This window comes from Phytohabitans maris, assembly GCF_031085175.1.
Taxonomy (GTDB): Bacteria; Actinomycetota; Actinomycetes; order Mycobacteriales; family Micromonosporaceae; genus Phytohabitans; species Phytohabitans maris.
Genome location: NZ_JAVHUY010000004.1, coordinates 241,304 through 257,613, shown reverse-complemented (window position 1 = coordinate 257,613; position 16,310 = coordinate 241,304). Strand labels below are relative to the sequence as shown.

The window sequence follows — 16,310 nt, the reverse complement described above, 5'->3', positions numbered from 1 at the left end:
GTTTTACTTCGGAAACCCAGCCGTTGCCTCCCCGACACAGCCGGCCGGCAACGCCCTCCGCTCGCCCCTTCGATGGAGACGGACCGATGCGACAGGACCGCGGACGATGACCGGAGCGACGCGCCACGCCGTCCCCACGGCCGCCGGCACCTGGGGGCGGGACGACTGGCTGGCCCTCGCCGACCGGATGCTCGCCGCCGTCCGGCCGTACGCGTCGCCCGGCCACGCGCGGATCGCCCTCCCCGGCCCGCCGGGCGGGTTCGGGCGGGCGGTCGACGGCCTCGAAGGGTTCGCCCGCACGTTCCTGCTGGCCGGCTTCCGCGTCGCCGGCGCGCGCGGGGCTGGGCTGGACGACCTCGCCGACTGGTACGCGAAGGGGATCGCCACCGGCACCGACCCGGACGCGCCCGACCGGTGGGTCCGGCTCGACGAGCACCCGCAGGCGAAGGTGGAGGCGGCTTCCCTCGCGCTGGTCCTCGACCTGACCCGGCCGTGGATCTGGGACCGGCTCTCCCCCGCCGTGCGCGAGCGGGTGGTGGACTACCTGGCGCCCGCGGTCGGCGACGACACGTACCCGCGGATCAACTGGGTCTGGTTCCGGCTCGTGGTGCAGACGTTCCTGCGCTCGGTGGGCGGGCCGCACTCGCTCGCCGAGATGGCCGACGACCTCGCCACCCACGACACGTTCGCCCGGCCGGACGGGTGGCTGTCCGACGGCGCCGAGCGGTCGTACGACCACTACGTCGGCTGGGCCCTCCACCTGTACCCGACGCTCTGGGCCCGGATGGCCGGGGCGGGCGACCTGGCCGCGGAGCGCCGCGACCGCGACCTGGCCGGCCTCGACCGGTTCCTGCGCGACGCGGTCGCGCTCGTCGGCGCGGACGGTTCGCCGCTGATCCAGGGGCGGAGCCTGGTCTACCGGTTCGCGGCGGCCGCGCCGTTCTGGGTCGGCGCCCTGGCCGGGGTCCCGTCGGTCGGCCCCGGGCGGCTGCGCCGGGCCGCCACCGGCATCGTGCGGCACTTCGTGGAGCGGGGCGCCTTCGACGAGCGCGGCCTGCTCACCCTCGGCTGGCACCGGCCGTGGCCGAGGCTGGCCCAGGCGTACTCCGGCACCGGCTCGCCGTACTGGGCCAGCAAGGGGCTGCTCGGCATCGCGCTGCCCGCCGACCATCCGGTGTGGACGGAGCCGGAGGAGCCGCTGCCGGTCGAGGAGCGGGACGAGGTACGGGCCGTGCGCGCGCCGGGCTGGCTGGTCTCCGGCACCCGCGCCGACGGCATCGTCCGCGTGGTCAACCACGGCACCGACCACGCCGGGGAGGGGAGCACCGGCGGCGACTCCCCGCTCTACGCCCGCCTGGGCTACTCGACCGCGACCAGCCCGGTGCTCGACGAGGGCGGCTGGGTCGACCCGCTCGACCAGTCGGTCACCCTGGTCGACGCCGCCGGCCGGGCCACGCACCGGTCCGGCATGCGCCCGCTGACCGTTCACGTTAACAGCGACGGTGTCGGCGTCGCCGGCTCGCGCGGCCCGGTCCGCTGGGTCGACCCGGACCCCGGCCACCGCGACCACGGCGGCGGCCGCCCGGGCCGGCACCGCCCGGCCGGGGTCCTCACCGTGTGCTCGCTGGTCCGCGGCCCCTGGGAGCTGCGCCTGGCCCGCGTCGACGGGCTGGCCGAGGGCCTCGACCCGGCCGCCCTCCGGCTGCGGGTCGGCGGCTGGCCGGTGGCCGGCGGCGCGACGGCGGCCTTCGGCGGCGGCGTGGCGAGCGTGACCGGGGCCGGCCTGACCAGCTGGCTCGAAAGTGTCCACGGTGGAGGGACAGCCGGCGCCACCGCGGTGCCGGACGGCGGCCCGCTGGACGGCGACGTGGTGGTGCCGTGGCTGGACCATCCGGTCCGGCCGGGTGCCTGGGTCGCCGTCCTCACCGAACTCTCCCGGGAGCCCGCCGTCCCGGCCCGGCAGGCGTGCCGCGCCGCGCTCGTCGAGGGCGCGGGCGCCCTGCGGGCGGCGGTCGACTGGCCCGACGGGGCGAGCACAACGACCCGACTCGACCTGCCAGGGGACGCCGCGGCGACCTGGTAGCAGCGTGGGCCCGGCACCGGGCCCCTGAACCCGAAGGAGAAAGGATGAAGCGCGCGATACCTGCCGTAGTCGGCGCCGCCACGGCGCTGGCGCTCGTCCTCGCCGGTTGCGGCGGCGAGGACGAGCCAGCCGACCCCAACGCTCCGGTGACGATCACCCTCGCCGGCTGGAGCCTGTCGACGACGCCCGAGTTCAAGACGCTCGCCGACGGCTTCCACGCCGCCCACCCGAACGTGACGGTCGAGCTCAAAGAGTACGATGCCACCAACTACGACACGCAGATGACCGCCGACCTCGCCGCCGGCACCGCGCCCGACGTGTACGTGCTGAAGAACCTCAAGAACTTCTACACGTACCAGAGCGGGGGCCAACTGCTCGACGTCTCGGACACCGCCGGCGGCCTCGCCTCGGTCCCGTCGCTCGGCGCCTACCAGGTCGACGGCAAGACCTACGCGGTCCCGTACCGGCAGGACTCGTGGGTGCTCTACTACAACAAGGAGCTGTTCGCCAAGGCGAAGGTCGCCCCGCCGGACGGGAGCTGGACCTGGGACGACTACGCGGCCGCCGCCAAGGCGCTGACCACCGGCATCAAGGCGGCCGGCGGCAAGGCGACCGGCGCGTACCAGCACGTCTTCCAGTCGACCGTGCAGGGCTTCGCGCTCGCCCAGACCCCCGGCGCGGACCTGCTCTCCGGCGACTTCTCCTACCTCAAGCCCTACTACCAGCGGTCGCTGGACCTGCAGGCGGCCGGCGCGCAGCCGACGTTCGGCACCGCGAACACCAACAAGCTCACCTACCAGGCGCAGTTCGGCAAGCAGCAGTCGGCGATGCTGCTGATGGGGAGCTGGTACATCGCGACCCTGCTCAAGCAGCGGGTCAGCGGCGACGCCGACACGTTCGACTGGGGCATCGCCCCGGCGCCCCAGTTCGACAAGTCGACCACCGGCACCTCGGCCACCCCGGTCACGTTCGGCGACCCGACCGGGCTGGGCATCAACCCCAAGGCCGGCAAGGCCGAGCAGGCCGCCGCGAAGGCGTTCCTCGGGTACGTCGCCGGGGAGGAGGCCGGCAAGGCGCTGGCCGGCATCGGCATCACCCCGGCCCTGGTCACCGACGCGGTCAGCCAGACGCTGTTCGGGCTGGACGGGGTGCCGCAGGACGATCTGTCGAAGTTCGCGTACGCCAAGCACGACACCAAGGTGGAGAACCCGGTCTCGAAGCACACCGCCGGCCTCCAGAACCTCCTCAACGAGACCCACTCGGCGATCCTGTCCGGCAGCACGGGCCTCGACCCGGCCATCGACGAGGCGCAGAACCGCGCCAAGAACGAGGTCCTCAACCAGTGAGGTGACGGCGGGTCCGGCCGGGCGCCGGACCCGCCTCCCGACCGCCGAACGTTCCCCTGGAGAGTCCTATGGCAACGCTGTCGCGACCTCGGCCCAGACGGAGCCTGGTGTGGCGCAACACGGTCGCCGGATGGTCGTTCATCCTGCCCAACTTCGCCGGCTTCGCCGCGCTCACGCTGGTACCCGTCGTCGCGCTGTTCTACCTGGCCTTCACCAACTGGAACGTCTTCGGCGTGGCGGAGTGGACCGGCACCGCGAACTTCCGTCGCATGTGGAACGACGCGAGCTTCTGGACCGCGCTGAAGAACACCGTCTACTACACGGTCTTCCACATCCCGCTGACCATGGCGGCGGCGCTGGGGCTGGCGCTGCTGCTCAACCGGAAGCTGCGCGGCGTGGCGTTCTTCCGCACGGTCGCGTTCTTCCCGTACATCACGTCGATCGTGGCGATCGCGGTCGTCTGGAACCAGCTCTTCAGCCCCGAGTACGGGCCGGTGAACGCGTTCCTGCGCTGGGTCGGGATCGACAACCCGCCGGGCTGGACGACGTCGGCGGACTGGTCGATGCCGGCCGTCATCCTCGTCGGCACCTGGCGGTACATGGGGTACTACATGCTGCTCTTCCTCGCCGGGCTGCAGACCATCCCGGCCCAGCTCTACGAGGCCGCGCAGATCGACGGCGCGACCCCGTGGCAACGGTTCGTCAACGTGACCCTGCCGGGGCTGCGGCACACGACGTTCTTCGTCACCGTGATGCTCACCATCGAGAGCTTCAAGGTCTTCGACCTCATCCTGGTGATGACCCAGGGCGGCCCGGGACAGTCCACATTGGTCCTGTCCCAGTACGTCTACCAGAAGGGCTTCGTGGAGAACCAGTTCGGCTACGCCTCGGCCGTCTCCATCGTGCTGTTCGCCATCTGCTTCGGCGTCACGCTCGTCCAGTTCCTGGTCAACCGGAGGGTGGAGCGATGACGAACCACTCGGCGACCGCCACCGACGTGCGCCCACCGGCGGGCCTCACCCTGCCCGGCCGCCCCACCGCGCGGCGCCGCCCCACCCGGGCGTGGCGGGTGGCCGGCTACGCCGCGCTCGTGCTGGCGGCGGCCGCGCTGCTGCTGCCGTTCTACTGGATGGTGGTCTCGTCGTTGAAGACGAACAACGACGTCTTCACGATCCCCATCAAGTGGCTGCCCGACCCGGTGGTGTGGCGCAACTACGCCGACATCTGGCAGCGCTCGGACATGACCACCTGGCTGGGCAACACGCTGCTGCTGTCGGTCGCCGTCACCACCCTTCAGGTGCTCACCGGCAGCTTCGCCGCGTACGGCTTCGCCCGGGTCCGCTTTCCCGGCCGTGACGTGCTCTTCCTGGCGTACGTCGGCACGATCGCGGTGCCCTGGCAGTCGTACATGATCCCGCAGTTCGTGCTCATGTCGAAGCTGCACCTGTCGAACACGCTCTGGTCGATCGTCGCGATCCAGGCGTTCGGCGCGTTCGGCGTGTTCCTGATGAAGCAGTTCTACGAGACGATCCCCGAGGAGCTGAGCGAGTCGGCGCGGGTGGACGGGCTCACCGAGTTCGGCATCTACCGGCGGATCATGCTGCCGCTGTCCCGGCCGGCGCTGGCCAGCCTGGCGCTCATCACGTTCGTCACCACCTGGAACGACTACCTCGGCCCGCTGATCTACCTGCGCAGCCCCGAGCTGCGCACCATCCAGCTCGGACTGAACACGTTCGTCTCGCAGTACAACGCCGAGTACGCGCTCATCATGACCGGCTCGGTCCTGTCCGTACTGCCGGTGGCGGTCATCTTCCTGCTCGGGCAGCGGTACTTCGTCGAGGGCATCGCCACGACCGGACTGAAGGGCTGACCCATGCGACTACGTCACGACACCCTCGCCGCGGTCTTCGACGGCGTACACGTCGCGCTGGTGAGCAACCTGCTGCTGGTGCTCGGCGGGCTGCCGCTGGTGCTGCTCGCGTTCACCACCGACCCGGCCCGCTCCTGGCCGCTCTGGGCGCTGGCCGCCCCGCTCTGCGCGCCGGGCGTCTGCGGCGTCTTCGCGGTCATGTCCGGCTACTCGGCCGGCCGGAGCGGCGGCGCGGTGCGCACGTTCGCCCGTACCTGGCGGGCGACCGCGCGGCCGGCGATGCTCTGGACCGCCGCGGCCACCGCCGCGCTGGTCGTGCTCGGCGTGGACGCCGCCGCCGCGTGGGGGCACCGGATCGGCGCGCTCGCCCTGCCGGTGCTGGCCGTGCTCGCGCTCCTCACCGCCGCCACCGCGCTGCTCGGGCTGGTGGCGATCGCCGAGCGCCCCGCCGCCCGGCTGCGCGACGTGGCCCGCGCCTGCCTCTACCTGGGCGTGCGCCGCTGGTACCTGACCGGGGTCTCGCTGCTGGTCCTGTCGCTGCTGGCCCAGTTCACGGCGGCCCGCCCCGCGCTCGGCCTCGGCCTGGCCGCGGCCCCGCTGCTCTACGCGGTCTGGGCGAACACCCGCTACACCCTGCGCCCCGCGCTGGAGCCCTTTCGGGGGCGGGGCCCGGCGGGTCCCGCACCGGTCCCCGGCCGGTGACCCGGAAGGCCCCCCGACGCCCTGACCGGGCGTTCGCACACACGAGAGGACAGCGTCCATGACGGGGATCGAGGTTCGGCCCGGTACCGACGCCGGGGCGATCGCCGGCGCGGTGACCGCCGCGCTGCGCACGATCGACGCGAACATCGACACCTACGGCGACCGGTACCCCGCGGACACCACCGCCGGCGACCGGTACCCGCTGCGGCCGCCGGACGCGGGACAGCCGCTCGGCGGCAACGTCGGCTGGACCACGAGCTTCTGGCCGGGGATGCTCTGGCTGGCGCACGACCTGACCGGCGACGACCGCTACCGCCGGGCGGCTCTGTCGCATGTGGACAGCTTCGCCGACAGGGTGCGGGACGGCGTCGACCTGGGCACGCACGACCTCGGGTTCCTGTACACCCTCTCCTGCGTCACCGCGGCGACCCGGGCCGGCGACCGGCGGGCCCGGGACGCGGCGCTGGCCGCCGCCGGGCACCTGACCACCCGCGTGCTCGCGGCGGCCGGCATCATCCAGGCCTGGGGCGACCTCGGCGACCCCCGCCAGCGCGGCCGCACCATCATCGACAGCCTGATGAACACCCCGCTGCTCTACTGGGCCGGCCACGTCAGCGGCGACGAGCGGTACCCGGCCATCGCGCTGCGGCACACCGTCCAGCTGCGCGAGCACATCCTGCGCCCGGACGGCACCACGTTCCACACGTTCTACTGGGACCCGGAGACCGGCGCCCCGCTGCGCGGCGAGACCGAGCAGGGGCACGCCGACGACTCCTGCTGGGCCCGGGGCCAGGCCTGGGCGGTCTACGGCTTCACCCTCAACCACCGGTACACCGGTGACCCCTCGTTCCTCGCGGCGGCGCGGACCTGCGCCGACTACCTCCTGGCCCACCTGCCGGCCGACCACGTCCCGTACTGGGACCTGGTCTTCACCGACGGCAGCGGGCAGGAGCGGGACAGCTCGGCGGCGGCGATCGCCGCGTGCGGGCTGGCCGAGCTGGCCGGCAGCGTCGCGGACCCGGCGCTGGCCGAGACGTACCGGGAGGCCGCGGCCCGGATCCTGCGCTCGCTCGTGGCGGGCTACGCCACCGGCGGGCACCCGGGCGCGCTGATCCGGCACGGCGTCTACGACAAGCCGAAGGGCATCGGCGTCGACGAGGGCACCCTGTGGGGCGACTACTTCTACCTGGAGGCGCTGACCCGCGCCGCGGTCCCCGACTGGACCGGTCCCTGGTGACTACTGAAAGGGCCACGATGGAATACCGGTACCACTGCGACATCCCGGCGCGGGACGGCCTCAACGCGTTGCCGTTCAACCCGTGCCGGCTGCTCGACCTGACCCTGCTGAGGCTGCCGGCCGGCGAGTCCTGGACCGGCGACTGCGGCGACCGGGAGACGCTCGCGGTCGTGCTCGGCGGCACGGCGTCGTTCACTGTGGACGGTCACCGGTTCGCCGATGTGGGCGGGCGCGCCGACGTCTTCGCCGGCAAGCCCCACTCGGTGTACGTCCCGGCCGGCGCCCGGGTCACCGTCGAGGCGCTCACGGCGGTGGAGGTCGCGCTCCCCAGCGCCCCCAGCGACCTGGTCACCGCGCCGTACGTGATCGGTCCCGAGCGGGTGGCGAGCGGGCGGTGGGGCGCGGCCAACTTCGGCCGGAAGTACCACCAGATCCTCACCGAGATCGCCCAGCCGGACCTGCCCGCCGCCCGGCTCATCGTCGGCGAGACCTACACGCCGTCCGGCAACTGGAGCACCTATCCCCCGCACCGCCACAAGGTCGACGACCTGCCCGCCGAGGCCGCGCACGAGGAGATGTACTACTTCCGGGTCGACCGGCCCGGCGGGTTCGGCATCTCCCGGGTCTACACCGACGAGGGCTACGAGGAGAACGTCACCGTCCGCGACCACGGCGTCCAGATGATGCCCGAGGGGTACCACACGGTGGTCAGCGCGCCCGGCTACACCACGTACTACCTATGGTTCCTGGCCGGCACCCAGCGCACCCAGGCCGCCCGCGAGGACGCCGACCTGGCCTGGGTCGGGCAGACCGTGCCCACCCTGCGCAGCGTGGGGCTGTAGCCGATGGTCCTGGACAGCTTCCGCCTCGACGGCCGCGTCGCCCTGGTCACCGGCGGCGGCCGGGGCATCGGGCAGGCGCTCGCCACCGCCCTCGCCGAGGCCGGCGCGGACGTCGCGCTGCTGGGCCGCACCCGTCCCACCGCCACCGCCGCCCGGATCGAGGCGCTCGGCCGCCGGGTGCTGGTGGTGCCCGGCGACCTCGCCACCGCCGGGCCGGACGCGCTCGCCGACGCCGTCGAGGCGGTGGTCACCGGGCTCGGCCGCCTCGACGTGCTGGTCAACAACGCCGGCCTCATCCGCCGTTCGGCCGCCGTGGCGCACCCGCCGGAGGACTGGGCGCAGGTGCTCCGGGTCGACCTGGACGCGGTGTTCCACCTGTGCCAGGCGGCCGGGCGGGTCATGCTCGGCCAGCGCCACGGCAGGATCGTCAACGTGGCGTCGATGCTCTCGTACCAGGGCGGCGTGCGGGTGCCGTCGTACACCGCGGCCAAGCACGCCGTCGTCGGCCTCACCCGGGCCCTGGCCAACGAGTGGGCCGCCGAGGGCGTCAACGTCAACGCGATCGCCCCCGGCTACATCGCCACCGACCAGACCATGGTCCTGCGCGACGACCCGGACCGGGAACGCGCGATCCGCGAACGGATCCCGGCCGGCCGCTGGGGCACACCCGAAGACCTCATGGGTGCGGTGGTCTTCCTCGCCTCCGACGCCGCCCGGTACGTGCACGGCTCCGTCCTCGCCGTGGACGGAGGCTGGCTCGCCCGCTAGGAGTGCCCGTCGTGACGACTGAGCGACTGTTCGGGACGCAGCGGCAGGAACGGCTGCTCGCCGAGCTGCGCGGGCACGGCGCGGTACGCGTCCGCGACCTCGCCCGCGAGCTCGGCGTCAGCGAGCTGACCATCCGCCGGGACATCGCCGCCCTCGCCGAGCGTGGCCTCGTGTCCAAAGTGCACGGTGGCGCCACCCTGCCGGCGCACCGCCCGGCGGTCGGCCAGCCCCGCCGGGTCTCGATCCGGTTCACCATCGGCATGGTGGTCCCGTCGCTCGACTTCTACTGGCCGCCGGTCGTGGCCGGGGCCCGGGCCGCGGCGGCCGCGCTGGGTGTCACCATCCAGCTGCGCGGCTCCAGCTACGACCCGGACGAGGACCGCCGCCAGGTCGGCCGGCTGGTCGACGCCGGCGAGGTACACGGGCTGCTGCTCGCGCCCGGACTCGACGCGGACGCCGCGCTGCCCGACTGGCTGGACCGGCTGGCGCTGCCGGCGATCCTCCTGGAGCGGGAGCCGCGCGGGTGCACGGCGGCCGAATGGGTGCGCACCGACCACGCGCACGGCCTGGACCTCGCGGTGCGGCACCTGTGCCAGCAGGGGCACCGCCGCGTCGGGCTGCTCCTGGCCGAGCGGAGCCCCACCTCGGCACACCTGATGCGGGCCTGGCGGGCGGCGCGCGCCGACCCCGACCTGGCGCCCGTCCTGGCCCCGCACGAGTACCTCACGCCGGACCGCGTCGCCGGGATCCTGCGGGAGTGCCGGCGGGCGGGGGTCACCGCGCTGGTCGTCCACAGTGACCCGGAGGCCGTGGCGGTCGCCCAGTGGTGCGCGGAACGGGGCGTCGAGATCCCCGGCGACCTCGCGATCGTCGCCTACGACGACGAGACCGCCCACCTGGCCGAGCCCGCGCTCACCGCGGTCCGGCCGCCCAAGAGCCACCTCGGGCGGCTCGCCGTGGAGCTCATGGTCGCCCGCCTGCTCGGCGGCGAGCGCCGCCCCGCGCACCGGGTGCTGCTCGCGCCCGACCTGGTCGTGCGCGCCTCCTCGCTGACCCGCCCGTAGCCGGCCGCCCGACCGCGCGCGGCCTGTCTGGAGAGGTTTCGGACCCGGGGCGGCTTCGGCCTTGAGCGGATCCAACCCCGAAAGAGATCTGGGCTACCGCGACGTCCGCGGTGGTCCGGACCGTTGCGCGGGGTCCCCGGGGAAACGTGGAGCGCAGCGGAGCGTTTTCTTGGGGTGCATTCCCGCGGCCTCACCCTCCGCGCCCGGTCGCCCACCATTCCTCAGCCGATCTAGAACGTTTAGGGCTCCATATCCGCCCTAAGCGTTCTAGATTCACAACCGTCGAGAGCAGGCCGCGATCGCGCTGTTCGAGTGTGAACGTTATCGATCGACTCGCTTCGGACCCTGGCCCCCGGGTTACGAAGGTGTTACCAATGTGATGACCATCAATGTCTTGGGTGGGAGGGGCACGACGTGAGAAGGAACAGACGGCTGCTGGCGGCCGGGGCGGCACTCGTCCTGGCCACCGGCGCGGCGGCGGTCGTGGTGGCCGCTCCGGCGCAGGCGGCACCGGTCACCGTCACCAACGGCACGCAGTTTCGGGACACCGCCGGCAACGTGCTGCACGCCCACGGCGGCGGCGTCCTCAAGGTCGGTGACTACTACTACTGGTTCGGCGAGAACCGCAACGCCGACAACACCTTCCGCGCGGTCTCCGTGTACCGCTCCACGAACCTGCGCGACTGGGAGTTTCGCAACAACGTGCTGACCCAGTCGTCGGCCGCCGAGCTCCAGGTCGCCAACATCGAGCGGCCGAAGGTCGTCTACAACGCGAGCACCGGCCGGTACGTGATGTGGATGCACAAGGAGAACGGCTCGAACTACAGCGAGGCCCGCGCCGCCGTCGCCTCGTCGGCCACTGTGGACGGTGCCTACACGTACCACGGCAGCTTCCGCCCGCTCGGGCAGCACATGTCCCGCGACATCACGCTCTACAACGACGGCGGCACCGCGTACATGATCTCGGCCGCCGACGAGAACTACGACCTGCACATCTACCGCCTCACCGCCGACTACCTCAACGTGGCCAGCCTGGTCGGCAACTTCTGGAACGACGCCCACCGCGAGGCGCCGGCCATGTTCAAGCGGGGCAGCACGTACTTCCTGCTGACCTCGGCGGCGACCGGCTGGAACCCCAACCAGGCGCAGTACGCCACCGCGCCCGCCGTCTCCGGCCCGTGGACCGGCTGGACCAACGTGGGCAACGGCACCACGTTCAGCTCGCAGCCGACGTACGTGCTGCCGATCCAGGGCAGCTCGACGACGAGCTACCTCTACCTGGGCGACCGCTGGGCCGGCGCCTGGGGCGGGCCGGTCAACGACTCGCAGTACGTCTGGCTGCCGATCGCCTTCCCGTCCAGCACGAGCATGAGCCTGAGCTGGTACCCGTCGATCACCATCGACACGGCCACCGGGACCGTCACCGGCAGCTCCCCCACGTACTACCGCGTCACCGCCCGGCACAGCGGCCGGGTGATGGACGTGGTCAGCAACTCCACGGCCAACAACGCCGAGGTGAAGCAGTACTCCTGGAACGGCGGCGGCAACCAGAAGTGGGAGTTCCAGGACGCCGGCGGCGGCTACGTGCGGCTGGTCAACCAGAACTCCGGCAAGTGCCTGGACGTCGCGTCGTCGTCCACAGCGGACGGTGCGAACGTCATCCAGTACACCTGCGGCGGCGGCACCAACCAGCAGTGGCAGTGGGTGGCGACCGGCAGCTACTTCCAGCTCCGCGCCCGGCACTCGGACAAGTGCCTCGACGTGGTCAGCGCGAACACCGCCGACGGCGCGGACATCCAGCAGTACGCCTGCGGCTCCGGCACCAACCAGCAGTGGACGAGGACGGCATCATGACCAGACACCGCCTGACCGCGACCCTGGCCGCCCTGCTCGCCCTGGTGGCGGGCGCCGCCGTGGCACCCCGGCCCGCCGCGGCCGCGACCACGCTGGTCTACACGACCTTCAAGGGCGACGCGGTCGCCGACGAGGAGCTGTGGGTCTACCGCTCCACGGACGGCGGAACGAACTACAGCGTGCTCGCCGACACCAACTACCGCGGCCCGAGCGGCGTGCTGCGCGACCCGAGCATCCTCAAGTACAACGGCCGGTACTACATCGCGTACACGGTCCAGTCGTGGACCACCAACTCGACGTACTTCAACATCGCCACCAGCACCAACCTCACCTCGTGGACGCACGTGGCCAGCGTCCCGTCGGGCATCGCGAACACCCGCTTCACCTGGGCGCCGGAGTTCTACGTCGAGGGGAGCACGGTCCGGGTCATCGCCAGCGTCGCCGCGACGACCTGCTCCAACTGCTTCCGCCCGTACGTCTACACCGCGCAGAACTCCGCCCTCACCTCGTGGAGCGGCCCGTCGCAGATGTGGGGGCTCGGCACCAACCACATCGACACGTTCGTGGTGAAGTCGGGCGGCACCTGGCACGCGTTCACGAAGGACGAGACCGGCAAGTACATCGAGCACTGGACCACCACCAAGAACCTCCTGGAGGGCTGGGTCAACCGCGGCCGCCTGTGGAGCTCCGGCTACGAGGGCCCGTCCCTGGTCCGGCTGGACGACGGCCGCTGGCGGATCTACGTCGACAAGTACACCAACGGGGGTGTCTGGACCGCGACGAGCGGCGACCTGAACAGCTGGACCGGCCTGAGCGCGGTCGGCTGCTCCGGCTGCCGGCACGGCACCGCCACCCCGATGTAGCCCGCCCGGCCTGTGATCGAAGCTCCCTTCACGTCGTTCTAGCGGCGTGAGGGGAGCTTCGATCACGGTCAGCGCCCCGGGCGCCGGGAATTCACCTGGACGAAACCCAAGAAGATCAGGCCGCGGGTAGCGTCCCAACATTCTCGACGACATCGACCCGTTCATCGGCACCGCCGCGACCGACCTGCCCCGCGCCGGCGGTCTCGCCGCCACGTGGTGGTGGCCCAAGCCCCAGGTGGGAAACACCCACCCCGGCGCCACGTCGCCGCTGGGGATGGTCTCCGCGTGCGCCTACTCCGGTGCCTACCCGACCGGCTACGGGCGGTACACGAAGAACACCGAGGGCCTGCCGGAGGAGATGTTCGACGGGCTGCAGGCATCCGGCTTCACCCACTTCCAGCAGTCCGGCACCGGCGCGATCCGCAAGTACTACAACTACGTCCGGGTCACGCCGATGGTGGAGCCGCTCGACGCGCTCGGGCAGGCGTGGCCGCTGGGTGACGAGGTCGCGCAGGCGGGCTACTACGCGGCGACGCTCGACACCGGCGTGCGCTGCGAGCTGACCGTCGGCACCAAGGTGGCCGTCCACCGGTACACGTTCCCGGAGCACCGCAGCGCCCGGATCGTGGTCGACCTCTCCTGCGGCGGGCTGGACGTCGAGCTCGGCCGCACGGTGCCGCTGCGCGCCCAGGTGGAGAGCATGGGGCACGGCCGGGCGCAGGGCACGGTGGTGATGGAGGGCGTGCCGCTCTCGGTCTACCTGGAGGTGGACAGCCCGGGCTGGCGGCAGATGCTCTGGTACGACCGGCGCCTCATCGACGGCGGCACCCGGCTCGACTTCGACAGCATCCGGCACACCACGCTGCGCCCGTTCGGCATGCTCTTCATGGGGCCGGCCACGGCCGGGCAGACCATCGAGGTACGGCTCGGGTTCTCGCTGCGCGGCTGCGAGCAGGCCCGGCAAAACCTGGAGCGGGAGTGCTGGCCGGCGCAGCCGGCGTTCGACCAGGTGCGCCTCGCCGCCCGGACCCGCTGGGCCGACCACGTCGACCGCGTCCGGGTCGACGGCGGCACCCCGGCCCGCCGCTCGGTGATGGCGACGGCGCTGTACCACTCGCTGATCAAGCCCTGCTTCGCCGACGACGAGAGCCCGTTCTGGCCGACCTCCGGGCCGTACGCGTTCGACATCTGCACGATGTGGGACATCTACAAGACGCAGCTGCCGCTGCTGTCGGCGATCGCCCCCGACCGCTTCGCCGACCTGCTGGAGTCGCTGGTCCGGGTCTGCGAGGAGGAGGGCAACTTCCCCAACGGGTACCGGATGGCGCGCGGCGCCGACCGCTTCTTCCGCCAGGCGAGCGCGCTCGCGCACACCGCGCTGGCCGACGCCCACGCGCTCGGCCGGGCCGGCGTCGACTGGAGCTGGGCGCTGGTGCACATGGTCGACGACCTGCGCCGGCTGTACGGCGAGGACTTCTTCGAGCACGGCCTGGTGCACCCGATCAGCCACACGCTCGACCTCGCCTACGCCCACCACTGCACCGCCCAGGTGGCCCGCGCCCTCAACGACCGGCGCCTCGCCGACGACCTGGAGCGGCGCAGCCGGCAGTGGTCCAACGCCTTCGACCCGGCGACCGGGCTGCTGCGCGACTCCGACTTCTACGAGGGCGGCAAGTGGAACTACTCGTTCCGGCTGCTGCACGACATGGCCGCGCGGATCGACCTGGCCGGCGGCGACGCGGCCTTCGTCGGCATGCTCGACCAGTTCTTCGGCTTCGGCGCTGACCCGGTCAAGCAGCCCGGCCGGCGCCCGTCGCCGTTCGAGATGGCCGCCGGGTTCGCGCTCAACCGCTTCGAGGGCTTGAACAACGAGCCGGACATGGAGGTGCCCTGGGCCTACCACTACGCCGGCCGCCCGGACCGCACCGCGCGGGTCGTGCGGGCGGCGCTCACCTGGCAGTTCGGCACCGGGCCGGGCGGGCTGCCCGGCAACGACGACTCCGGCGCGCTCAGCTCCTGGTACGTGTGGGCGTCGCTGGGGTTGTTTCCGGTCGCCGGGCAGAGCCTGTTTCTGGTCAACGCGCCCGCGTTCGAGCGGGCCGTGATCCGGGTGCCCGACGGCGAGTTCGTCATCGAGACCAGCGGGCACCGCGAGACACCGATCGGCGTCGAGGGTATCGACTGCGACCCACCGGCACAGTACGTTCAGTCGGCCACCCTCAACGGCGAACCCTTGCACACCACCCACCTGAGCGCCGCCGACGTGCACCGCGGCGGCCGGCTGCACCTGCGGCTGGGCTCCCAGCCGTCGTCCTGGGGATGCGAGACCCGACCACCCTCCCACTCCGCGCCCAGCGCCATCCCCTGAGGAAACCGCATGACCCAGCCCTCCCGCCGCCTCGTCATCGTGGTCAGAGCCGACCCGGTCATCTGCGGCCACTCCGGCGAGGCCCGCAACCTGGCCGAGGTCGCCCTGACCCGCGGGTACGACGACGTGCGCCTGCTCACCTGGCCGATCCCCACCCTGCAGGCGGCCGGGCTGCCGCTCAAGCCGCTGGACCGGCTGCTGCCGTACAGCCCGGGCATCACCGTGGAACGGCCGGAGGCGGTCGGCGACTACCGGGTGCCGGACGGGCGGCACATCGCCGGCCTCACCGGCCGCCTCGTCGAGCTGCTCGCCGAGCGGGTGCCGACCATCTGCCTGTCCATGTACCTCGTGCCGCACACCACCGTGGTCACCGACGCGGTCACGTCCGCCCGCGCCGCCGGGTTCGCGCCGGACGTACGCACGGTCGCCAAGGCGGTCGGCTCCGACGTCACCAACGTGATCCGGTCGTGCCTGCGGGAGGGGCGGTTCGGCGCGGCGACCGTGCTGTTCACCACGTTCCTGGCGAACGACGAGGTGGTGGCCGTCTCCGCGTACACCCGGGACGAGATCGTCGCCTCCGCCGAGGAGGTCGACGCGCACTGCGGCACCCGGTTCGCCGACGAGTGCCGGCGCCGGGTGGCGGTCAGCTACCCGCCGATCGACGCGTCCGCGTTCCTCGACCCGGACCCGGCCGCGGTCGACGCCGCGCTCGCCCGGCGGGGCCTGGAGCGCGGCGGCTACCTGCTCTTCCTGTCTCGGGTGGCCCGGGCCAAAGGCATCTACGACCTGGTCATCGCGTACGGCCAGATGCGCTGCCGGGACAGCGTACGGCTGATCGTCGCGGGCACCGGGCCGGCCCTGGAGCACGTGCGGGCGATGTCCAAGGAGGACGACCGGATCACGTTCCTGACCGATGTGGACGATCGGGAGAAGCCGCTGCTCATGGCGGGCTGCGCGGCGTACGTGCTGCCCACCAAGCCGGAGCCGGACTTCGTCGAGACGTTCGGCATCGCCCTCGCCGAGAAGATGCTCGCCGGCGGCGGACCGATCGTGACCACCCTGACCGGCGGCACCGGCGAGGCGGTCGGCGACACGGCGGTCTTCGTCGAGCCGGGCGACATCGCCGCCCTGGCCGGGACGGTCGACCGGGTGGTGCTGGAGATGGCGCCGGCCGAAAAGCTCGACCTGGAAAGGCGGGCCCGGGCCCGCGCGCTGCTCTTCGAGCGGGGCGCCGTCTTCGACAGCCTCTTCCCGGCCCGGGAGCCGCTGGCCGCGATCGGCTGACGCCCGCCCCGCGCCGCCGTGACGCCCGC

Annotated in this window: 13 protein-coding genes; all 13 read left to right on the top strand. The window is 72.5% G+C overall.

The genetic code is table 11. The features are described 5' to 3' along the window. Nucleotides 1-106: 106 nt before the first annotated feature. The 13 genes from RB614_RS06045 to RB614_RS05985 all read left to right on the top strand — a co-directional run bounded on the left by RB614_RS06045 (nt 107) and on the right by RB614_RS05985 (nt 16,281). Nucleotides 107-2,083 carry a DUF2264 domain-containing protein gene (locus tag RB614_RS06045; RefSeq protein WP_308711356.1) on the top strand — a complete coding sequence of 659 codons (1,977 nt, stop codon included), beginning with the start codon at nt 107-109 and terminating at the stop codon, nt 2,081-2,083. A 44-nt stretch (nt 2,084-2,127) separates the two neighbouring features. Continuing rightward, the gene (locus RB614_RS06040) at nt 2,128-3,429 is read left to right on the top strand and encodes an ABC transporter substrate-binding protein (protein ID WP_308711355.1); all 1,302 of its coding nucleotides are present in this window, start codon (nt 2,128-2,130) and stop codon (nt 3,427-3,429) included. 107 nt (nt 3,430-3,536) lie between these two features. After that, nucleotides 3,537-4,400 carry a carbohydrate ABC transporter permease gene (locus RB614_RS06035; protein WP_308711354.1) on the top strand — a complete coding sequence of 288 codons (864 nt, stop codon included), beginning with the start codon at nt 3,537-3,539 and terminating at the stop codon, nt 4,398-4,400. Then, nucleotides 4,397-5,299, top strand: a complete 903-nt coding sequence (locus RB614_RS06030) for a carbohydrate ABC transporter permease (RefSeq protein ID WP_308711353.1) — start codon at nt 4,397-4,399, stop codon at nt 5,297-5,299. Before RB614_RS06035 ends, RB614_RS06030 begins: the two co-directional genes overlap by 4 nt. Before the next feature lie 3 nt (nt 5,300-5,302). Continuing rightward, complete coding sequence (locus tag RB614_RS06025; RefSeq protein ID WP_308711352.1) at nt 5,303-6,001, top strand: hypothetical protein; 699 nt, start codon at nt 5,303-5,305, stop codon at nt 5,999-6,001. Nucleotides 6,002-6,059: 58 nt separating this feature from the next. Next, nucleotides 6,060-7,238 (top strand): glycoside hydrolase family 88 protein, encoded by a 1,179-nt coding sequence (locus tag RB614_RS06020; protein WP_308711351.1) that lies wholly within the window; start codon nt 6,060-6,062, stop codon nt 7,236-7,238. Beyond that, a complete protein-coding gene (iolB, locus tag RB614_RS06015; protein WP_308711350.1) occupies nt 7,235-8,080 on the top strand; it encodes a 5-deoxy-glucuronate isomerase in 846 nt (281 codons plus the stop codon). The genes RB614_RS06020 and iolB overlap by 4 nt, the downstream gene beginning before the upstream one ends. Before the next feature lie 3 nt (nt 8,081-8,083). Then, entirely contained in the window at nt 8,084-8,848 is a 765-nt protein-coding gene (locus RB614_RS06010; protein WP_308711349.1) for an SDR family oxidoreductase, read from the top strand. Between the two features lie 11 nt (nt 8,849-8,859). Continuing rightward, nucleotides 8,860-9,912 (top strand): LacI family DNA-binding transcriptional regulator, encoded by a 1,053-nt coding sequence (locus RB614_RS06005; protein ID WP_308711348.1) that lies wholly within the window; start codon nt 8,860-8,862, stop codon nt 9,910-9,912. A 414-nt stretch (nt 9,913-10,326) separates the two neighbouring features. Then, nucleotides 10,327-11,766 (top strand): RICIN domain-containing protein, encoded by a 1,440-nt coding sequence (locus RB614_RS06000; protein ID WP_308711347.1) that lies wholly within the window; start codon nt 10,327-10,329, stop codon nt 11,764-11,766. Beyond that, nucleotides 11,763-12,629 (top strand): family 43 glycosylhydrolase, encoded by an 867-nt coding sequence (locus RB614_RS05995; protein WP_308711346.1) that lies wholly within the window; start codon nt 11,763-11,765, stop codon nt 12,627-12,629. The genes RB614_RS06000 and RB614_RS05995 overlap by 4 nt, the downstream gene beginning before the upstream one ends. A gap of 139 nt (nt 12,630-12,768) precedes the next feature. Continuing rightward, nucleotides 12,769-14,997 (top strand): GH92 family glycosyl hydrolase, encoded by a 2,229-nt coding sequence (locus RB614_RS05990; protein WP_308711411.1) that lies wholly within the window; start codon nt 12,769-12,771, stop codon nt 14,995-14,997. A gap of 9 nt (nt 14,998-15,006) precedes the next feature. Beyond that, on the top strand, nt 15,007-16,281 hold the full coding sequence (locus RB614_RS05985; RefSeq protein ID WP_308711345.1) for a glycosyltransferase: 1,275 nt from the start codon (nt 15,007-15,009) through the stop codon (nt 16,279-16,281). The last annotated feature ends 29 nt before the right edge of the window (nt 16,282-16,310 follow it).